Origin of the sequence: Pseudofrankia coriaricola (genome assembly GCF_032027725.1) — a bacterium.
GTDB lineage: Bacteria > Actinomycetota > Actinomycetes > Frankiales > Frankiaceae > Pseudofrankia.
Genome location: NZ_JASNFO010000062.1, coordinates 1 through 20007 on the forward strand (window position 1 = coordinate 1; position 20007 = coordinate 20007).

Here is a 20007-nt window from a genome sequence, read left to right on the forward strand (position 1 = left end):
GGCGCACCTCGCGGAGGCCCGGCCCACGAGCGAAGCGACGTGGGCCGGGCCGCAGCGAGGTCGCCGCAGCGCCCGGGAGCGGAGGAGGACACCGCGCGGAGGTCCCTCGGGAGCGAAGCGAGTGAGGGGCCGGAGCGCGGTGCCCGGACGGAGCGAACCATCAACAACCTTCCCGCCTAACCCCGCCACTTCCCGACCAACCCCCGCCAACCCATTCCGCTTGGGAGCGAAGCGAGCAAGGTGCCGTTGTGCCGTTCACGCACGGAGTGAACCAGCGACATAACTTGGATCTCATGACGACTGATGGCGGGACGGCCGAGACGGCTCTGTGGCCGGCGGGGGCGGCGACGGGTGTCGGGTCGCTGCCGGGCATCGATCCGCTGGCGGCCGCGAAACTGGTGTTCGACGAGCTGCCGGACCTGCCGCATCTGGTCGAGCTGCCGGGCCGTGGTCCCGGCGGCGACATGCTGGGCCGGGCCGCTGTGATCGCACTGGATCTGCCGGTGGACCTGCAGCCGTCCGGCTGGCGGCTGGTGCCCCGGCCAGGCATGGACTACCGCCGGGCGCGCGGCCTGGTCGAGCACGACCTGGACGCGCTTGAGGAGGCGGCGCAGGGGTATGCCGGCCCGCTCAAGATCGCCGTCGCCGGGCCGTGGACGCTCGCGGCCGGCGTCGAGCTGACCCGCGGGCACAAGGCGCTGTCCGACCCGGGCGCGACCCGCGACCTGGCCGAGTCGCTGGCCGCCGGGCTCGCCGAGATGCTCGCCACCATCGCCCGGCGGGTGCCGGGCGCCCGGCTGCTCGTGCAGCTGGACGAGCCGTCGCTACCGGCCGTGATCGCCGGCAGGGTCCGCACGCCGAGCGGGTTCTCCGTGGTGCGCGCCGTCGAGGAGGGCCCGGCCGCCGAACGGCTCGCCCTGGTGCTGGCGGCCGCGAGCAGAGTGGACGGCGTGACTGGGGTTGGGGTGCACTGCTGCGCGCCGGACGTGCCGCTGGAGCTGCTGCGCAGGGCCGGCGCACAGTTCGTCGGCCTGGACGCCACGCTGCTCACCCAGAAGGCGGACGAGGCCATCGGCGAGGCGGTGGAGGCGGGGCTGCGCCTGATGATGGGGGTGGTCCCGCCGACCGACCAGCCGGGCGCGTCGCCACCGCCATCCCCGTCGGCCGGGGTCGCCGCGGACGCGGCGGCCGGCAGCGGGCCGCGCCGGCGGGCGGTGGCCGCGGCCGCCGCGGGGGCCAGGGCGTCCGCGCCGGGCACGGCGCGGGGCGCGGCCGGGCGGCTCGGGCTGCTCGACGGGGACGAGGGCGAGGGCGTCGGCGGCGAGGCCGATCGGGGCGGACCGGAACTGTCGGACCCGGGTCGTACGGTCGATCCGGTCCGGACGCTGTGGCGCCGGCTCGGATTCCGTCCCGAACGGCTCGCGGAGGTGGTCGCCGTGACCCCCACATGTGGACTCGCCGGCGCCAGCGAGCGATATGCCCGCCTGGCGATGCGGCACTGCCGGGCGGCGGCCCGGGTACTGGTGGAGTCGCCGGAATGAGCGGGGCCGAGGCGCCGGCGCCGACCGGCGCGGAGGAGGACGAGATCGCCGCCGGCGGGGTCCAGGAAGGCGCGGTGGAGGTCCCAGCCGAGGCCAGGGCGCGGGCCGTCGAGCTGACCCGGCTGCTCGACGAGTACGCCTACCAGTACTACGTGCTCGCGCGGCCGACCGTTCCGGACGCGCAGTACGACACGCTCTACCGCGAGCTCGTCGCGCTGGAGGAGCGCCACCCGTCGCTGCGCACCCCGGACTCGCCGACCCAGAAGGTCACCGAGACCCCGTCCGACCTGTTCGAGCCGGTGACGCACCTGGAGCGACTGTTGTCGCTCGACAACGCGTTCGACGAGGAGGAGTTCCAGGCCTGGGCGGCGAGGGCCACCAGGGAGGCGCCGGTCGGTGCCTGGCTGTGCGAGCTGAAGATCGATGGGCTGGCCGTCGACCTCGTCTACGAGGACGGCGTGCTGGTGCGGGCCGCGACCCGTGGCGACGGGCGGGTGGGGGAGGACATCACCGCCAACATCCGCACGCTCGCGAGTGTGCCGGTCCGGCTGCGTGGGTCGAAGGTGCCGGAGCTGCTCGAGGTCCGCGGCGAGGTGTTCTTCCCGGTCGCCGCGTTCAAGGCGCTCAACGAGTCGCGCGCCGCGGCCGGCAAGGAGCTGTACGCCAACCCGCGCAACACCGCCGCCGGCTCGCTGCGGCAGAAGGACCCGAGGGTCACTGCGACGCGCGGGCTGGCGATGTACATGCACGGCATCGGTGCCCACCGCGGCTTCGACGTGCCCTCGCAGTCGGCGGCCTACGAGGCGTTCGCCCAGCTGGGGCTGCCCGTCTCGCCGCGCTACCGCGTCCTCGGCTCGATCGACGAGGTGCTCGGCTACATCCGCGAGTGGGGCGAGCACCGCCACGACGTCGAGCACGAGATCGACGGCGTCGTCGTCAAGGTCGACGACTTCACGCTCCAGGGCCGGCTCGGGGCCACGTCGAAGGCGCCGCGCTGGGCGATCGCGTACAAGTACCCGCCGGAGGAGGTGACGACCCGGCTGAAGTCGATCGAGGTCAACGTCGGGCGCACCGGCCGGGTCACCCCGTTCGCCGTCCTGGAGCCCGTCGTGGTCGCCGGCTCCACCGTCGGCCTCGCCACCCTGCACAACGCCGACCAGGTCAAGGCCAAGGGCGTCCTCATCGGAGACATGATCATCCTGCGCAAGGCGGGCGACGTCATCCCCGAGGTCCTGGGCCCGGTCGTCGACCTGCGGGACGGCAGCGAGCGCGAGTTCGTCTTCCCGACGCACTGCCCCGAGTGCGGCACCGAGCTGGTCCGTCCCGAGGGCGAGGCCGACACCCGCTGCCCGAACACGGTCGCCTGCCCCGCCCAGCGCCGGGAGGCGATCATCCACCTCGCCTCCCGCGGCGCGCTCGACATCGACGGCCTCGGCGAGGAGAGCGCGATCGACCTGATCGAGGCCGGGCGGATCAAGGACGTCGCCGACGTGTTCCACCTGACCGCGGCGTCGTTCGCCGGCCTGCCGCTGTTCGAGCGGCTGGAGATCGTCCGTGGGCCGGACAAGAAGCCGGTGAAGGGCCCGGACGGCAAGACGGCGCTGCGCCAGCCCGTGCCTGGCAAGAAGGTCGAGCAGATCCTGACGGGGATCGAGGTGGCCCGGCACCGCCCACTGTGGCGGCTGCTGGTCGGCCTGTCGATCCGGCACGTCGGCCCGGCCGCCGCCCAGGCACTCGCGAGGGAGCTGCGCTCGGTCGACGCGATCCGGGCGGCCTCGCTCGAGGAGCTGGCCGTCGTCGACGGCGTGGGCCCGACGATCGCCGCCGCCGTCACCGACTGGTTCGCCGACCCGAGCCACATCGACCTGGTGGAGCGGCTGCGCGCCGGTGGCGTCACCGTCGCGGACGAGGGCGCCGACGAGGGGCCGCGCCCGCTCGCCGGCCTCACCGTGGTCATCACCGGCAGCATGGAGGGCTGGACGCGCGACTCCGCGACCGAGGCGATCCAGAACCTCGGTGGCAAGGTGAGCGGTTCGGTCAGCAAGAAGACCAGCTTCGTCATCGCCGGCGAGAACGCCGGCTCCAAGTACGACAAGGCCGTCTCGCTGAAGGTCCCCATCCTCGATGGCCCCGGCTTCGCCGCCCTCCTCGAAAGCGGCCCCGAAGCCGCCCAGGAACTCGCCACCATCGGCGAGCCAGCGGGGACCGAGGCCGCGCCCGAAACCGCGGACCAACCAGACGAGGCCAGTTCCTAGCGAGCTCCTGCCGCGCCCCGGGCCGCCCGGGCCGCCCGGAGCGCCACGGTCGGTGCCGCATTTCATGATCTGGTGTGATTTTGGGGCTGTAGCTCCGAGGATTCCACCAGATCATGAACGGCCCGCGCATCCGGGGCCGAGGCGGTGACGCGGCGCGGACATCCAACGGTTCTCCCCCGTCCCGGACCTGGGCCGAGGGAGAACCCGCCGGAGCCCTGCGCCGGGACGCGGATCATCCCCGGCTCCAGCGCCGCGGTGGCCGGCCGAGTCGGGTACCGCGCGGTTCCTCTGGGCGGCTCAGCGGGAGACGAGGCGTTCGGCGCGGACGAGCACGCTGATGTAGGCGGTCGGCAGGAGCCGGACGACGCGGTCCAGGGCGCGCGCGTCGGACCCGACCAGGATGCGTTTCTTGCCGCGCTCGACGCCGCGGACGATGATCTCTGCGGCCCTGTCGGCCGGCATCCTGAGCAGTTTCCGCTCGTACATCCGCTGCCCTGCGTGGAAGAGCGCGAGCTCATCGGCGGTGAACGACGCCGGCGCGACCGCCGAGCGCGCGATGTTGGTGGCGACGCCGCCGGGGTGCACGACGGTGACGCGTACGGGGTGGCCGAGGCTCAGCATCTCGGCGCGGACCGACTCGGTGAAGCCGCGGACCGCGAACTTGGACGTGCAGTAGGCACCGAGGAACTGCTGGGCCAGGAGCCCGTTCAGGCTGGAGACGTTGACGAGGTGGCCGTCGCCTGACTCGATGAGGCGCGGCAGGAACTCCTTGGTGCAGGAGATGACCCCGGAGAGGTTGACGGCGAGCACCCTGTCGAACAGCTCGTAGTCGGTGTCGAGAAATCCCGCACCGCTGGCGATTCCGGCGTTGTTGTACAGCTGGTGGACGACCCCGAAATGGGTGTGGACCTCCTTGGCGTACCCGACGACCGCCGCGCGGTCGGCCACGTCCACAGGGAGTGAATGGATTTCGGCCCCGAGCGCCCGCACCGCCTCGACGGTTTCCGCGAGCCCGTCCGCGTTGACGTCGCATACCGAAAGCCGGCCAGCCCGCCGCGCGATCGCGAGCGCGAGGGACCGGCCGATTCCCGAGCCGGCGCCGGTGACGACGGCGACCTTGCCCCGAAGCGTGGATGTGGAGGATGTGGAGGATGCGGAGGTCATGCGCCGGCTTCCTGGCGGAGTTCGGTGGCCGTTTTCTCGGCGGAGCTGTGGGCAGGGGTGCCCTCCGGGGACCTGCCGGTCGCGGTGCTCTCCGGAGAGCCGTCGGCGGCGGTGACCGCGGCGGCATCCGCGGCGGCACACGTGAACCGGAGCCACTCGTCGGCGATCGGTCCGCGGCGGATCAACTTCCTGTCGTCGTGGTAGCTGCTGGACATCACCCACGGTGTGCGCGGTCCCTGGCGCGGCAGGCTGTCGAGCGCGCGCCGCACGTACCCCGCACCGAAGTCCAGCAGCGGGCGGGTGGCCATCTCGGGGTCCGCGACGGCACAGGCCGTATCGAAGCCGTGCTCGTCCATGTGGGTGAGCAGCCGGCAGAAGTACTCGCACAGCAGGCCGATCTTCAGGGTCCATGACGAGTTCGTGTATCCGACGGCGAGCGCCAGGTTGGGCACGCCGCTGAGCATCAGCCCCCGGTACACGACCGTCTCCCGGAACGAGACCGGCTTTCCGTCGACCTGGAGCTGGGCTCCGCCAAGGACCTGGATGTTGAGACCCGTGGCGGTCACGATCACGTCCGCGGGCAGTTCCTCGCCCGACCGCAGGAGAATTCCCGTCTCGGTGAACGACGCGATCTGGTCCGTCACCATCGAGGCCTTCCCGGCCGCGAGCGCGCGGTAGAGATCGCGGTTGGGCGCCACGCACACGCGCTGGTCCCAGGGGTCGTACGGCGGGTTGAAATGCGTGTCGAGATCGAAGCCAGGTGGCAGTGCCCTGCGGTTGAGGTACCGGATCACGCGCCGCGCGATGGCCGGATACTTCCGGCAGAGAACCCAGATCAGGCGTTGACGGGCGATGTTCTTGCGCCGGGTGAGGGCGTGGCCGCGCCGCTCTCCGAAGACCTTGCGGAGACGGATCGCGGTCCTGTCCACGCGGGGCACGGGCAGGATGTAGGTGGGTGTGCGCTGGAGCATCGTCACGTGCGCGGCCGCGCCCTCGCCCCGGACCAGCGCCGGTACCAGCGTGACCGCCGTGGCGCCGCTCCCGATCACGACGACGCGCCTGCCCGCGTAGTCCAGGTCCTCGGGCCATGCCTGCGGGTGGACGATCTCGCCCGCGAACCGTTCGCGGCCCTCGAAGACCGGGGTGTAGCCCTCGTCGTACCGGTAGTACCCGGTGGCGGCGAAGATCCAGCTGGCGCGGAACGACACGAGCTCCGCCGGGCCGTCCGGACCCGCGCGGCGCTCCACCTCCACGGTCCAGCGAGCCGTCCGTGAGGACCACCCGGCCCGCACGACGCGGTGGTGGTAGCGGATATGCGGCCCGAGGCCGTCCTCGTCCGCCGCCGCGCGCAGGTACGCGAGGATGCTCGGCGCGTCGGCGATCGCCTCCCTGTCCTCCCACGGCTTGAACTCGTAGCCGAAGGTGTGCAGGTCCGAGTCGGAGCGGATGCCGGGATAGCGGAAGAGGTCCCACGTTCCCCCGAGGGACGCGCGGGCCTCCAGGATCGCGAAGCTCCTGGCGGGGTGCTCGGCCCGCAGGTAGTGGCCGGCCCCGATGCCCGACAGGCCCGCTCCGATGATCAGGACGTCGAGGCTCTCCATCTCGGCTGAGCTCTCCATGGTGGCTCCCGCTCAGGACACGATTGCGACATTCGCCACCGTGCGTCACCGCCCTGTCGGAAAGCCAGCACGATCTGCCTCGGTTTTGAGCATCCTATGGTGCAAACTGCCCGCATGAAGCCGTCGTGGCCGGTGCCCTCCGACCGCGTACGCGAGCTGATGCGCCGTGGTGCCGAGAGGGTGCTGTCGCCGGCGCCGGAGGTGCTCGCGCAGCTCAACGCGGCGTCGCTGAGTGGCCTGGGGACGCGGACGGTCGCGGCCGATCCCGCGCTCGCGGAGGCCACAGCCCGGGCGAACGCTGCCAACCTGCGGCAGTGGGCGGCCTGGAACGTCCAACGGCCCGCCGAGCGGGTGCCTCCCTACCTCGGCCCGGAGGCGATGGAGCTTGCCAGGGACCTCGTGCGGCGCGGCCTGGACCGCAGCGCGCTCGACTCCTACCGCACCTCCCAGAGCGCGGCCTGGCGCCTCTGGATGGACATCTGCTTCGAGCTCACCGCGGACCGCGAGGAACTCCAGGCCCTGCTCGACATCTCGGCCCTGTCCATCTCCACGTTCGTCGACGACACCGTCGAGGCCGTCTCCGCGCGGGTCGAGGCGGAGCGCGACGAACTCACCCGTGGCAGCCACGCGGAACGCATGGCGACCGTGACCCTTCTTCTCGAAGGCGCCCCACTCGCCAGGGGACACGCCGAGAGCCAGCTCGGCTACGGCCTCGCCGGGCCGCAGACCGCCGCCATCGTCTGGGCCACCGCGCCGGGCGACGGGCAGGCACTGGGCTCCGACGTGAGCGCGGACCTCGAGGCCGCGGCCGAGGCCCTCATGCGTGCCGGCGCGGCGACCCGCCGGCTGACGGTCGTCGCGAGCGTCGCCTCCCTGTGGGTCTGGCTCCCGGTCGCCGAGATACCTCAGGACGCGCAGCTCGAGTCCCGTCTGCGCACCCTGCACGACATCAGGATCGCGATCGGCCGCGGCGGCCGGGACCTCGACGGTTTCCGCCGCAGCCACCTGGACGCGGCGACCACTCAGCGGATGCTGACCAGGATCACCGCGCGCCAGCCGGTCACCCGGTTCCAGGACGTCCAACTCGTCGCGCTCATGACCGTCGATCCCGCGCTGGCCGACGAGTTCGTGGGCGACGCTCTCGGCCCGCTCGCGAGCGCCGACGCCGAGATCCGTCACACGGTCTCGACCTACGTGCGGGAGCAGTTCAACGCGTCTCGCGCCGCCCGGCGCCTTTACACCCACCGCAACACGGTTCTGCGCCGACTCGCCCACGCGGACCAGCTCCTGCCCCGTCCCCTGGCGGAGAACCCCCTGGACGTCGCGGCCGCACTGGAGATCGTCAGGCTGAGGGCGACAGAGACGAAATAGCGCCTACAGCGCCGGCCGACGAGACAACGACGCGGTGATGCCGGCGAGGTGAGCGAGGCGGGCTATCTCGGAGGAGCGGAACTTCGGGCCGCCGGGGCGGCCGACGAGGATGACCAGCTCGGGGCACCCGACCGGGGCGGCGGCCAGCTGCATCCCACGGTCGGCCCACCGGGCTGGCAGGCCGCCCTCGGCGGGGTCGATCTCGCGGGCCTCGGCGAGCGGCAGCCAGGGCACCGGCCGCGTCGCGCGCGGCGGGCTGGCGTAGTCGTCGACGCCGAGCTCGGGAGCGCCGACGGAGGCCTCCCTGATCCGCACGTCGCCTGGAGCGACCTGCTCGAGCAGCATCGCCCAGTCGGCGTGGAAGACGCCGGCGACCAGCTCGGCGAGCATGGCGGGGGCGTCCTGGGGGCGGTCGGTGAGCGCGTCCACGAGGTCCAGGTCGTCGCTGACCCCGCCTCCGCTGGCGAGATAGGGGCGCAGCGACTCCACCCGGACGCCCGGTACCGACTGGGCTGCGGTCAGCACGCTGTCCGCGAGCCCGCCCGGCGGTAGCAGCACCAGCAGGTCGTCCACCGCGCCGTCCGGTGACCGCTCGACGACCGCGAGGCTGGCGATGTCGATCCCGACCCGCCCGAGCGCTGTCGCGACGGCCCCCAGCGCACCGGGTCGGTCGGGCAGCAGCAGGCGGAGGAGGTACGACATGACGCGAGCATTCCCGACCGGCGTGACACTCCGGTGACATCAGGGGGTTTTCCTCCGTGTCCCGCGCCGCAGGTCGGCCGGGCCGGTATCAGCGCGTAGTGGAGGGGCGGGTCACGGTGTCGCGGCGGTCACCCCAGCCGGGGGGACGGCCGCGACCCGGCCGGGCTCACGCCAGCGGACAGGCTACGCCGGGGGCCGCCAGCGGACCCGTACGATGACATCACACCGACACGCAGACACGCCGTGGCGTCGCCGGTCGTCGCGGATCGCGCCCGTCGCCGTCGCGGCCGGGTTGGCCCGGATTGCCGGTCGTGGCCAGGCCCGACCGGTTGCCCAGGCCCGACGCGCCGCGGCGGCTGCCAGACCGGGCTCGTCGCCGCCGCGCGGGCCACCGGGACCAGGCCTGGTGACCGCGGTCGGTGAGGAAAATCGGTGGGCACCGCGCCTGCCGCGGCTGACAATCGGTGGGCTCGCGCCCGCCGCCGATGAGGGGGCCTACCGCATGGCCATCACCCGGGACGAGGTCGCGCACCTCGCCCGCCTGTCGCGGATGTCGCTGTCCGACGCCGAGCTCGACGCGCTCGCCCCACAGCTGGACCAGATCCTGGCCGCGGTCGCCCGGGTAACCGAGGTCGCCGCGGCCGACATCCCGCCGACCAGCCACGCCGTGCCGCTGACCAACGTCTTCCGGGCCGACGTGACCCGGCCGTCGCTCTCGGCCGACGAGGCGCTGGCCGCCGCTCCCGCCGCTGAGGACGACCGTTTCCGGGTACCCCGGATCCTCGATCCGGACGAGTGAGCCTTTTCCGTCACGGCCCCGGGCGCCGCGTCGACTCTGGCCACCCGCGGTGAACGGGAACAGCTTCCTTGGGCGGGCCGCTCCCCAGCACCGACCGCCAGGCGTCGCCGACAGCCGAGTATCGCTCCGGCCCGCCGCTCGCCGCGCCGGCCGCCGGGCGGGAGCGGCCACGAACCGCCAGGCGTGCCCCGCGGCGGGCCGCGCATCCGATGCCACCAGACTTCTGAGACAGCAGCCTCCGGGACGCGAAGGAAGATCATTTTCGCGCTCCCTTTGGCTCATAGACATGTGAGGGACCGACAGCACCCATGACCGACGCCCCCGCCGACGTCGTCCGGCTTACCGCCGCCGAGACCGCGGCCGCGATCGCGGCCGGCGAGCTGTCCGCCGTCGAGGCCACCCAGGCGGCGCTCGACCGGGTCGCCAAGGTCGACGACGCCGTCCACGCCTTCCTGCACGTCGACGCCGAGGGCGCGCTCACCGCCGCGGCCGGGATCGACGCCCGCCGCGCCGCCGGCGAGCAGCTCGGCCCGCTCGCGGGCGTCCCGCTCGCGCTCAAGGACGTGCTCACCGCCAAGGGGATGCCGACAACGTGCGGCAGCAGGATCCTCCAGGGCTGGTACCCGCCGTACGACGCGACCGTGACGGCACGGCTGCGCGCCGCCGACATCGTGATCCTCGGCAAGGCGAACATGGACGAGTTCGCGATGGGCTCGTCCACCGAGAACTCCGCCTACGGCCCGACCCGCAACCCCTGGGACCTCGCCCGCATCCCGGGCGGCAGCTCCGGCGGCTCGTCGGCCGCCGTCGCCGCGTTCGAGGCGCCACTGGCGATCGGCACCGACACCGGTGGCTCGATCCGCCAGCCGGCCGCTGTCTGCGGCCTCGTCGGTGTCAAGCCGACCTACGGCGGGGTGAGCCGCTACGGCCTGGTGGCGTTCTCCAGCTCACTCGACCAGGCCGGCCCGCTCGCCCGTACCGTCACCGACGCGGCCCTGCTGCACGCCGCGATCGCCGGGCACGACCCGATGGACTCGACCAGCGTGGAGGTGCCGATCCCGCCGGTCGTCGAGGCCGCGGCCCGCCTCGAGGTGCTCGGCATGCGGATCGGCGTCGTGCGCGAGCTGTCCGGCGAGGGCTACGAGCCGGGGGTGCAGGCCCGCTTCGACGAGGCGGTCGAGCTGCTCTCCCAGCTGGGCGCCGAGATCGTCGAGGTGAGCTGCCCACACTTCGACTACGCGCTGCCGGCCTACTACCTGATCGCGCCCAGCGAGTGCTCGTCCAACCTCGCCCGGTTCGACGCGATGCGCTTCGGCCTGCGGGTCGGGGACAACGGCGAGGCCGGCGCCGAGGAGGTCATGAGCCGTACCCGCGAGGCCGGCTTCGGCCCCGAGGTCAAGCGCCGGGTCATCCTCGGCACCTACGCCCTGTCGAGCGGCTACTACGACGCCTACTACGGCCAGGCGCAGAAGGTGCGCACGCTGATCAGCCGTGACTTCGCCGCGGCCTTCGAGCGGGTGGACGTCCTGGTGTCGCCGACGACGCCGACGGTCGCGTTCCCGATCGGGGCCAAGGCCGACGACCCGATCGCGATGTACCTCAACGACCTCTGCACGATTCCGGCGAACCTCGCGGGTGTGCCGGCGATGAGCGTGCCGGCCGGCCTGTCCGAGGGGCTGCCGGTGGGTTTCCAGATCATGGCCCCCGCCTTCGCCGACGACCGTCTCTACCAGGTCGGCGGCACGCTGGAAGCCGCCCTTGACGCCCGCCGCGGCCACCCCCTCCTCGACGCCGCCCCCGCCCTCTAGTGACTCCGGGAGGAGGGCCGCCGGGCGCGCGAAGGAAGACCGTTTTCGCGCCTCCTTCGGCTCTTTGACGGGAGCGGCGCCCAGCCGGACCGCTCAACACCACACGGAAGGACAACCGCCATGGTCAAGCTGCGCAGTACGCGGCAGGACCGGACGCTGCTGATCGCGGTGTGGGTCCTCACCGTCATCGTGCTCGTTCTCGGTGGGCTCGCGAAGAGCCCGATCCTGCTGGTGTGGGGAACGGTCGGGCTGATCGCCGCGATCTACCTCACCCGCGTCCATTTCCGTGACACCCGTTCCCGGGGCCTGGGGCCGGACATCGGCTCCGGCGGCCCGCCAGGTTCGGGCCCAGGCGACGGCGAGGGCGAGGATGCGGCGCCAGGCCAGCCGGTCGCTGACGCGACCGCCAAGACCGACACATCAGACGTCGAGGAGTCCAGGTGAGTACCCCGGCCGCCGTCATTGCAACCCCGTCCTACGAGGACGCGTTCGCCCGCTACGAGCCGGTGATCGGCCTGGAGACCCACGTCGAGCTCGGCACCGCGTCGAAGATGTTCTGTGGCTGCGCGACCGCTTTCGGCGCTCCGCCGAACAGCCAGGTCTGCCCGGTCTGCCTCGGCCTGCCCGGCGCGCTGCCGGTCGTCAACGAGGCGGCCATCCGGTTCGCCGTGATGATCGGGCTGGCGCTGAACTGCCAGATCGCGACCTGGTGCCGGTTCGCCCGGAAGAACTACTTCTACCCGGACATGCCGAAGAACTTCCAGATCAGCCAGTACGACGAGCCGCTGTGCACGGACGGGTGGCTGGCGGTCGAGGTCGACGGTGAGGTGCACCGGGTCGGCATCACCCGGGTGCATCTGGAGGAGGACACCGGCAAGTCGCTGCACGTCGGCGGCGCGACCGGGCGCATCCACGGGGCGACCCATTCGCTGGTCGACTACAACCGGGCCGGCATCCCGCTCGTCGAGATCGTCACGGAGCCGGACGTGCGCACGCCCGAGGTGGCCCGCGCCTACGTCGAGGAGCTGCGCGAGCTGTGCCGCGCCCTCGCCGTCTCCGACGTCCGGATGGAGCAGGGCTCGCTGCGCTGCGACGCGAACGTGTCGCTGCGCCTTCGGGTAGGCCCGGGGGAGGCGGAGAAGCCCTTCGGGACCCGCAGCGAGACGAAGAACCTCAACTCGCTGCGTTCCGTCGAGCGCGCCATCCGCTCCGAGATCGTCCGGCAGGCGGGGCGGCTCGACGCCGGCGAGCGGATCATCCAGGAGACCCGCCACTTCGACGAGGCCGCGGGCCGCACGTCGTCCGGCCGCTCGAAGGAGGAGGCGACCGACTACCGGTACTTCCCCGAGCCCGACCTCACCCCGCTGGCCCTGTCCCGGGAGTACGTCGAAGCCGTCCGCGCGTCGTTGACGGAGCTGCCGTCCCAGCGGCGCGCCCGGCTGATCGCCGAGCATGGCTTCTCCGACCGTGACCTGGTGGACCTGCGCAACGCCGGCGCGCTCGACCTCGTCGAGCAGACGATCGCGGCCGGCGCGTCGGCCCCGGCCGCCCGCAAGTGGTGGCTCAACGAGCTGGCCCGACGCGCCGCCGACTCCGGCGTCACCCCCGCGGAACTCGCGATCCAGCCGGTGCAGGTGGCCCGGATCATCGAGCTGATCACCGAGGGAAGCCTCACTGACGCCCTTGCCCGCAAGGTGATCGACGGGGTGCTCGCCGGCGAGGGTGACCCGGATCAGGTCGTCGCCGCCCGCGGCCTCGCGGTCGTCACCGACGACTCGGCGCTGTCCGCCGCCGTCGACACGGCGATCGCCGCCGCCCCCGACATCGCCGACAAGGTCCGCGCCGGCAAGCTCAACGCCGTCGGCCCGCTGGTCGGCGCCATCATGAAGGCGATGAAGGGCAAGGCCGACGCCGCCACCGTCCGCGCCCTTCTCCTGGAGCGCCTCGGCGGCGCCTAAGGCTGTCCCGCGGCGGACGCTCCGCGCCCGCCGCCGGGCGCAGCCTGTCGGGCGCAGAGCGCCCTCCCCACGTGGTTCCGGGCCCTGGCTTATGGCGGTGGTGGAGCCGATCCCGGGCTGATGACGTGGCTGGGTTGGCACTGCGCTGATGCGCCGTCACTAGTTGTGGCTGGGATACGTGGACAGGTCGCCAGAAGGGCGCTAACGCCGTGAAGCTTGGATGTCCGGGTTCGATGGTCGAGTTGTGATCGGTCTCTAAGCGGCCGGGTTCCGGCATCTTCATGTGCGAGCATGGGGCAAATGGCCGCCTCGACCGGGACGCTGTACGCCACGAGCGATCTGCACGTCCGCTACCCGGACAACCGGGCCGTGGTCGAGGCGATGCGGCCGACGGGGGACGACGACTGGCTGCTCGTCGTCGGTGACGTCGCCGACTTCGTGGACGAGATCCGCTGGGCGCTCGCGCTGCTCGCGAGCAGGTTCGCCCAGGTGGTCTGGGTGCCCGGCAACCACGAGCTGTGGACGCCCAAGCGCGACCCGGTCCAGCTGCGCGGTGTCGCCCGCTACTGGCACCTCGTCGACATCTGCCGCGAGCTGGGCGTGATCACCCCCGAGGACCCGTACCCGGTCTGGGACGGTCCCGGGGGGCCGGTGGTCATCGCGCCGATGTTCCTGCTCTACGACTACACGTTCCGCCCCGAGGGCACGTCGACGAAGGCCGAGGCGCTCGCCTACGCCCATTCCACCGGTGTCGTCTGCTCCGACGAGTTCCTGCTGCACCCCGACCCGTTCCCGACCCGCGACGACTGGTGCCGGGCCCGGGTCGCGCAGACCGAGAAGCGGCTCGCCGAGCTCCCGGCGGACGGGCCGCCGACCGTGCTGGTCAACCACTTCCCGCTGGTCCGGGACCCGACCAGGGTGCTGCGCTATCCCGAGTTCGCCCAGTGGTGCGGCACCGAGCTGACCGCCGACTGGCACCTGCGCTTCCGGGCCGCCGCCGCCGTCTACGGCCACCTGCACATCCCCCGCACCACGGTCTACGACGGCGTCCGCTTCGAGGAGGTCTCGCTCGGCTACCCCCGCGAGTGGACCCGCCGCCCCGCCCACTACCAGCGCCCCCCGCTGCGCCGGATCCTGCCCGTCGATCCCGTCGCGTCCTGATCTCAGCCGGGCGCGGAGGCCGTGCCGGCGGGAGCGGAACCAGCGGCGGTGGTCGGGGCGGGGAGATTGCCGTCGAGGGCGTTCAGGAAGGCGGCGGCGACCGGGGCGGCGGACTCGGCGCCGAAGCCGCCGTTCTCGATGAGGACCGCGAAGGCGACCGGGCCGCGGTAGCCGACGAACCAGGCGTGGGTCGGCGGCGGGTTGCCGTCGATGTACTCGGCGGTGCCGGTCTTGCCGAAGACCTCACCGGGGAACGGCACGCCCGCCGCGGTCCCGTCGGTGATCACGGCCCGCATGAACGCCCGCAGGTCCGGCAGGATCTTCGGCGGCAGCTGGTTCGTCCGGGTGGGGCCACCGACCACGAACGGCGCGCGCCAGGTGCCGCTGGCCACGGCGGCGGCGACGCTCGCCATCTGCATCGGGGAGGCGGCCACCCGGCCCTGGCCGATCGACGCGGACGCCGTCTCCGCGGCGTCCTTCGGAGTGGGGAAGAAGCCGCCGACGCTCGCGATCGGCAGCGGCGGGTTTCCGTCGAAGCCGTACAGCCGGGCGGCCTGAGCGAGCGCGTCCGGCGGCAGCGAGCCGGCCAGGTTGATGAAGGCGGTGTTGCAGCTGCGCGCGAACGCGTCGCGCAGCGTCAGCGGCCCGAGCTTCTCGTTCTCGGCGTTGGAGAAGCTGCGCCCTCCGGCGGAGGCCGTCGCGGAGCAGTCCAGCGGGGTGTTCCGGTCGCGGCCGTTCATCAGCGCCGCGGTCGCTGTCACGATCTTGAAGGTGGAGCCGGGCGGGTAGGTGCCGCGCAGCGCCCGCCCAAAGCCGTTGAGGGGATGGTTCGCCGCGGCGAGGATGCCGCCGGTGCGGACGTCGACCGCCACCAGCGCGCCGGCCGGCCACCGCGACGTCGCCAGTGCCTGTTCCGCCGCTCGCTGCACCCCGAGGTCGACGGTCGTGCGGATCTTGTCGCCGTCGGCCATCGTCCAGCTGTACGGCGTCCGCACGACGGCGCCCCGCGCGTCACGCAGCACGACCTGGCCGCCGCTCGCCGCGAGACGGTCGTCGTAGGCCCGCTGCAGGCCGGTCGGCGGGGACACCTGGCCGATGAGGTTGCCGGCGAGCTCCGGATCCGCCGCCAGCGGCTGGCCGGCACGGTCGAGGAGCTCGCCGCGGCGGGCCGTCGACCCGGTGCGGTCGAAGTGCAGGCCCGGCGCGAGCTGGGGGTGCACGGAGCCGAGCAGCGCCCGCACCTTCCACCCGGCGGCGGTCTTCGCGAGCGACAGCTTGCCGGAGTACGGCCAGGGAGCTGCTTCGTCGGCGAGACGCAGGGCCGCCGTGTAGGCGACGGTCGCGGTGGTGCCGGCGCGGTGGGCCTCACCGGGGGTGAACGTCGCGTCGGTCAGCCGCAGCCGGTCGCGCATGTCGGCCATTGCCGCGATGAGCGTCGGGACGTCGACGTCGCCCGGGACGGTCACCGCGGTGATCCCCGCCTGGCCGGCGCCCGGGCCTTGGCGCCCGCGGGTGGCGTCGTCGCTGGGCAGGCCAGCCGCGGGGTCAGCCGCGGCGGGAAGCACGAGCGCGGCGGGCGCGACCGAGGTGGCCGGCTGGGCTGTCGGGCTCGGCGGAACCGGTGCGTCGCCGTTCGTCACGCCGCCGCCCCCGACGTTCGGCGTCACGGGCGGCGGAGTGGACTCGTCGATCGAGCGCCACGCCGCGAGGTAGGCCAGGGCGGTGTCCCGGACGGCCCGGTCCGCGGCCGCGTGGTCCCGTTGGACCTTCCAGAGGTAGCCGCCGCCGGCCCCGGCGCCGAGCAGGACGACGAGGGCCGCCGCCAGGGCGACCCCGCGCCGCGACCCGCGGCGACGCCGGCCTGGCATGGCCGTGAAACCGCCTGGAGTCAGTGGCACGGCGCCACCCCCCGATCTATGCGACCGTCCGTGTCTGGGACAAGTCCCCAGGTGCTGTCACTGGGGTTCCGACGGCCGTACCTTACGCTGCGTAGCCACGCTGCGCCCGCCGCGTTGGGCTCATGGTGGTGGATGGCGTGCCGGCGGCTCGCATGCCGCTCTCTGGCCGCTCGCGGTGAGTTGCCGGTATGGGCTGCTCCGCGCCGTCGCGATGACGACGGACGACGCGCCCGAGTCGGATCGGCCGCGTCGCGTCTCCCGCTGCGCGTCGTCGCGAGGCGCCCGGACAGGGCGCGAGCGATGACTACTTAGGGTGATACCAGCCAGCCAGCCAGCCAGCCAGCCAGCCAGCCGAGGTGGCTTGCGGCGTCGGGCCGGAGGCCCGCGGGCGTCAGGCCGGCGTGGCTACGGCGCCGAGCTGGTCGATCAGCGACGTCAGCCCGGGGAGCTGCGCGGTGCAGGCCAGCGTCTTCACGCCCTGGTCCCAGGCGTCGGGACCGGGCTCCAGCGCGCCGGAGACGGGGGAGGCGCCCGGCTGCGCGTGCCCGGGGACCGGGGAGCGGCCCGGCTGCGCGTGGCTCACGTAGCTGTTGAACGCGTCGCCGCAGTTGGTCGGCAGGAGACCGTCCAGTTCACTCCTGCCTGGCCAGACGCCGGGCAGGCTCAGGCTCAGGTCGATCAACTTGATGACTTCGGCGCGGTGCGGCTGGCCGCATTGCACGACCTCGGCGGCATCGGCACCCGCCGAGCTGGCCGGGTCCCAGTTCACACAGTCACCGACCCGCAGCGACGACAGCAGCGGCGGCGTGACGAGCACCCCGCCGGCGGTGCGCGGCGCCAGCGGTGCCGACGCGGTGGGGCTCGTGCGAGCGGTGCCCGGGGCCGCGGCCGCGGTCGTGCCCGCTCGGCTGTTGCTGTGCCGCAGCGCGACGACGATGCTGATCACTCCGGCGAGCACGGCGAGGAAGGCGACGACACGCGCGGCCCGGCGGCGACGGAACCCTGGTCGCGGCGCCCAGACCATCCGGTGCATGCCCGCCGGCAGGCGGCGGCTCGCCGGTACGACCTGACAGCGCCCGGGATCCCGCCGATCAGCCGTTCGGCCACGTTCGGCCGCGGACGGCTCGATGAACCGGGCAGCCCGGACGAAACCTTCATCCAGATGCAGGTTCTCGAAGGGATCCCGGTGCTCCGCGGGCTCCCGCTCCGGCGACGCCATGGGAGCAACGGTAAACCCGCGCCGGCCCATCTCGGTGGTCTTTCCCTCAACGACTGTACAGACCACAACGAATGCCCCATGGCCGCCGGCTGCCGGCAGCCGCGATTTGGGCTGATCGGGCACGGGAACCGACGCTCGGTAGCGTGGTGGCAACGTGCAGTGCAGTTCCGTCGCACGCCGCTTCCACGTCGCGCGACATGCGACTAGAGCCGCGTCAGCGAACGTTCGCCCCGCCACCTGCTCCAGCAGGTCAACGATCAGTCAGACGCTACGTCTCACCGGCGGCGCGCTACGTCTGACTGATAGCCAGAACTCCCGCCGCGGCGGGCCAACGTTGCCTGTCGAGGCGACTGGCTGTCGGTGCCGGCCAGCCCCCGAACGTTCGGGGGCTGGCAGCAACCCGGGCCGCCGGGCTTTCGGTCGATTTTCGTCCCCGGCCGCGGCATGGAGGCGGATGAGCCGTGCTGGTTCTCCGGCTTCCCCTTCCCCGCCGGTCGCGTGCGAGCCCCGGCCGGCCTCGGACCTACGCGAGACCGGGCGCGCGGAAACCGGCGGGGAAGCGGCGGGGAAGGGGCGCCTGCCTAGCGGCCGACGGTGACGCTCACGGCGCGAGCGTACGGAGCACCGATGATCTTGGCGATCTCCTGCAGGATGTCGGCAGGGACGGCGTCGTCCAGGGACAGCGACATCAGCGCCTGCCCACCCGCCTCCAGGCGGCTGACCTGGGCGTTCGCGATGTTGATGCTCGCGTCTCCCAGCAGCTCGCCGACGGCTCCGACGATGCCCGGCCGGTCCTCGTACCGGAAGAACGCCAGATGCGCCTCAGGCCGCAGATCCACCTCGAACGCGTCGATCGCGGTGATCTTCTCGACCTGCCGGGTGCCGACCAGCGTCCCCGAGACCGAGACCACCGTGCCGTCCGGCAGCGCGCCCCGCAGCGTCACCAGGTTGCGGTAGTCGGGGCTCTCACGATGCGTCTCGAGCGCGACCTCGACGTGGCGCTCCTTGGCGAGCAGCGGAACGTTCACGTAGGTGACCTGCTCCTCGACGACGTCGGCGAACACGCCCTTAAGAGCGGCCAGCTGCAGCACGGAGACATCGAACTCCGTGATTTCGCCGAGGACCTCGACGGTCAGGTTCTCCGGCAGGCCGCCGGCGATGCCGGTGAACACCTGGCCGAGCTTCTCCGCCAAAGACAGGCCGGGACGGACATCCTCGGCCACCACGCCACCGGCCTGGACGTTGACCGCGTCCGGCACGAACTCGCCCTGCAGCGCCAGGCGCACCGAACGAGCGACCGCCAGGCCCGCCTTCTCCTGTGCCTCGTTCGTCGAAGCCCCCAGGTGTGGGGTGACGACGACGTTCTCCAGCCCGAACAGCGGCGAGGAGGTGGTCGGCTCCTTGAGGAAGACGTCGACGCCGACGCCGCCGACCTGCCCCGAGCGCACCGCGTCGGCGAGCGCCCGCTCGTCGACCAGCCCGCCGCGGGCCGCGTTGATGACGATCACGCCCCGCCTGACCTTCGCCAGCTCCTCCGCGCCGATGAGCCCGAGCGTCTCCGGGGTCTTCGGCAGGTGAATCGTGATCATGTCGCTGATCCGCAGCAGCTCGTCGAGGTCGACGAGGCGGACGCCCATCTGCGCGGCCCTGGCCGGGGCGAGGTAGGGGTCGTAGGCGACCAGCTGCATGCCGAACGCCGCCAGCCGCTGCGCGACCAGCTGGCCGATCCGGCCGAGGCCGACGATGCCGGCGACCTTCTCGGTCAGCTCGACACCGGTGTATTTCGAACGCTTCCACTCGCCGTTCTGCAGCGCCTTGTCGGCGGCCGGCACGCGGCGGGCGACGGCGAGCAGCAGCGCGATCGCGTGCTCGGCGGCGCTGACGATGTTCGACTGCGGCGCGTTCACGACCATGACACCCCGGGTCGTCGCGGCGGGGATGTCGACGTTGTCGAGGCCGATGCCCGCGCGGGCGACGACCTTGAGCTTGCGCGCGGCGGCCAGCGCCTCGGCGTCCATCTTCGTCGCGGACCGGATGATCACCGCGTCCACGTCGGCGAGCGCGGGCAGCAGCGCGGACCGGTCGGCGCCGTCCACGTGGCGGACCTCGAAGTCCCCGGACAGCACCTCCAGCCCGGCCGGCGAGAGCTCCTCGGCTACGAGTACGACGGGCACTGGGATCTCCTCATCGAGAGCACTTGGCCAAAGGCGATGCGATCATGTTTTCTCGCACCGCCGGAGGCCATCCGTGACAGACAAGGCCGCAGGCGATGCGATGATGCCCTCCCCGCGTCGCCGGAGGCCTGCAGTGACAGAGCACACAGCGGTGATCGCGAGTTCACCCGCCGGTCACCGCCGACCCGGGCGACGTGGACACACGCCCCCCGGCGGCCTAGAGCCTATCGGGTGATCAGCGTGACACCGGTCCCAATAGCCGCGGGGGGGGGGGGGGGGGGGGGGGGGGGGGGGGGCCCCCCGCCCCCCGGGGGGGGGGGGGGGGGTTTTTTGGGGGG

The 20007-nt window shown here is 72.8% G+C and carries 14 protein-coding genes; 8 read left to right on the forward strand and 6 right to left on the reverse strand.

The features are described 5' to 3' along the window. Positions 1-293 precede the first annotated feature (293 nt). On the forward strand, positions 294-1541 hold the full coding sequence (locus QOZ89_RS29610; protein WP_312626800.1) for a methionine synthase: 1248 nt from the start codon (positions 294-296) through the stop codon (positions 1539-1541). Further along, positions 1538-3796, forward strand: coding sequence for an NAD-dependent DNA ligase LigA (gene ligA / locus QOZ89_RS29615; RefSeq protein WP_312626802.1), 2259 nt, complete (start codon positions 1538-1540; stop codon positions 3794-3796). The genes QOZ89_RS29610 and ligA overlap by 4 nt, the downstream gene beginning before the upstream one ends. 297 nt (positions 3797-4093) lie before the next feature. On the opposite strand, the gene QOZ89_RS29620 is transcribed toward ligA, so the two are convergent. After that, positions 4094-4960: an SDR family NAD(P)-dependent oxidoreductase gene (locus tag QOZ89_RS29620; protein ID WP_071050615.1), complete on the reverse strand. Its 867-nt coding sequence runs from the start codon at positions 4958-4960 to the stop codon at positions 4094-4096. After that, the gene (locus QOZ89_RS29625) at positions 4957-6579 is read right to left on the reverse strand and encodes a flavin-containing monooxygenase (protein WP_083419097.1); all 1623 of its coding nucleotides are present in this window, start codon (positions 6577-6579) and stop codon (positions 4957-4959) included. Before QOZ89_RS29625 ends, QOZ89_RS29620 begins: the two co-directional genes overlap by 4 nt. Positions 6580-6693: 114 nt before the next feature. Between QOZ89_RS29625 and QOZ89_RS29630 the strand changes: the two genes are divergently transcribed. Then, positions 6694-7950: a PucR family transcriptional regulator gene (locus tag QOZ89_RS29630; RefSeq protein ID WP_241841948.1), complete on the forward strand. Its 1257-nt coding sequence runs from the start codon at positions 6694-6696 to the stop codon at positions 7948-7950. A 3-nt stretch (positions 7951-7953) separates the two neighbouring features. Here the strand turns inward: QOZ89_RS29630 and QOZ89_RS29635 are convergent, their stop codons facing one another. After that, a complete protein-coding gene (locus tag QOZ89_RS29635; RefSeq protein WP_312626807.1) occupies positions 7954-8652 on the reverse strand; it encodes an ACT domain-containing protein in 699 nt (232 codons plus the stop codon). 502 nt (positions 8653-9154) lie between these two features. Here QOZ89_RS29635 and gatC point away from each other — a divergent pair. The 5 genes from gatC to QOZ89_RS29660 all read left to right on the forward strand — a co-directional run bounded on the left by gatC (position 9155) and on the right by QOZ89_RS29660 (position 14378). Next, positions 9155-9451, forward strand: a complete 297-nt coding sequence (gene gatC / locus QOZ89_RS29640) for an Asp-tRNA(Asn)/Glu-tRNA(Gln) amidotransferase subunit GatC (protein ID WP_071050650.1) — start codon at positions 9155-9157, stop codon at positions 9449-9451. 308 nt (positions 9452-9759) lie between these two features. After that, positions 9760-11259: an Asp-tRNA(Asn)/Glu-tRNA(Gln) amidotransferase subunit GatA gene (gene gatA, locus QOZ89_RS29645; protein WP_071050611.1), complete on the forward strand. Its 1500-nt coding sequence runs from the start codon at positions 9760-9762 to the stop codon at positions 11257-11259. Between the two features lie 120 nt (positions 11260-11379). Further along, on the forward strand, positions 11380-11703 hold the full coding sequence (locus QOZ89_RS29650; protein WP_071050610.1) for a hypothetical protein: 324 nt from the start codon (positions 11380-11382) through the stop codon (positions 11701-11703). Continuing rightward, positions 11700-13217 carry an Asp-tRNA(Asn)/Glu-tRNA(Gln) amidotransferase subunit GatB gene (gene gatB / locus QOZ89_RS29655; protein ID WP_312626812.1) on the forward strand — a complete coding sequence of 506 codons (1518 nt, stop codon included), beginning with the start codon at positions 11700-11702 and terminating at the stop codon, positions 13215-13217. Before QOZ89_RS29650 ends, gatB begins: the two co-directional genes overlap by 4 nt. 300 nt (positions 13218-13517) lie before the next feature. Then, positions 13518-14378, forward strand: coding sequence for a metallophosphoesterase (locus QOZ89_RS29660; RefSeq protein WP_312626814.1), 861 nt, complete (start codon positions 13518-13520; stop codon positions 14376-14378). A gap of 2 nt (positions 14379-14380) precedes the next feature. Here the strand turns inward: QOZ89_RS29660 and QOZ89_RS29665 are convergent, their stop codons facing one another. The 3 genes from QOZ89_RS29665 to serA all read right to left on the reverse strand — a co-directional run bounded on the left by QOZ89_RS29665 (position 14381) and on the right by serA (position 19669). Then, positions 14381-16246, reverse strand: coding sequence for a penicillin-binding transpeptidase domain-containing protein (locus QOZ89_RS29665; RefSeq protein ID WP_083419096.1), 1866 nt, complete (start codon positions 16244-16246; stop codon positions 14381-14383). Positions 16247-16667: 421 nt separating this feature from the next. Further along, positions 16668-17495 carry a septum formation family protein gene (locus QOZ89_RS29670; protein WP_241841946.1) on the reverse strand — a complete coding sequence of 276 codons (828 nt, stop codon included), beginning with the start codon at positions 17493-17495 and terminating at the stop codon, positions 16668-16670. Between the two features lie 581 nt (positions 17496-18076). After that, the gene (gene serA, locus QOZ89_RS29675; protein WP_071050605.1) at positions 18077-19669 is read right to left on the reverse strand and encodes a phosphoglycerate dehydrogenase; all 1593 of its coding nucleotides are present in this window, start codon (positions 19667-19669) and stop codon (positions 18077-18079) included. Between the last annotated feature and the right edge of the window lie 338 nt (positions 19670-20007).

Coding starts and splice junctions, on each gene's coding strand:
- QOZ89_RS29630 (WP_241841948.1), top strand. CDS start 6,694: ATGAAGCCGTCGTGGCCGGTGCCCTCCGACCGCGTACGCGAGCTGATG.
- QOZ89_RS29610 (WP_312626800.1), top strand. CDS start 294: ATGACGACTGATGGCGGGACGGCCGAGACGGCTCTGTGGCCGGCGGGG.
- QOZ89_RS29635 (WP_312626807.1), bottom strand. CDS start 8,652: ATGTCGTACCTCCTCCGCCTGCTGCTGCCCGACCGACCCGGTGCGCTG.
- QOZ89_RS29650 (WP_071050610.1), top strand. CDS start 11,380: ATGGTCAAGCTGCGCAGTACGCGGCAGGACCGGACGCTGCTGATCGCG.
- QOZ89_RS29620 (WP_071050615.1), bottom strand. CDS start 4,960: ATGACCTCCGCATCCTCCACATCCTCCACATCCACGCTTCGGGGCAAG.
- gatA (WP_071050611.1), top strand. CDS start 9,760: ATGACCGACGCCCCCGCCGACGTCGTCCGGCTTACCGCCGCCGAGACC.
- QOZ89_RS29670 (WP_241841946.1), bottom strand. CDS start 17,495: ATGGCGTCGCCGGAGCGGGAGCCCGCGGAGCACCGGGATCCCTTCGAG.
- QOZ89_RS29660 (WP_312626814.1), top strand. CDS start 13,518: ATGGCCGCCTCGACCGGGACGCTGTACGCCACGAGCGATCTGCACGTC.
- gatC (WP_071050650.1), top strand. CDS start 9,155: ATGGCCATCACCCGGGACGAGGTCGCGCACCTCGCCCGCCTGTCGCGG.
- ligA (WP_312626802.1), top strand. CDS start 1,538: ATGAGCGGGGCCGAGGCGCCGGCGCCGACCGGCGCGGAGGAGGACGAG.
- QOZ89_RS29625 (WP_083419097.1), bottom strand. CDS start 6,579: ATGGAGAGCTCAGCCGAGATGGAGAGCCTCGACGTCCTGATCATCGGA.
- QOZ89_RS29665 (WP_083419096.1), bottom strand. CDS start 16,246: ATGCCAGGCCGGCGTCGCCGCGGGTCGCGGCGCGGGGTCGCCCTGGCG.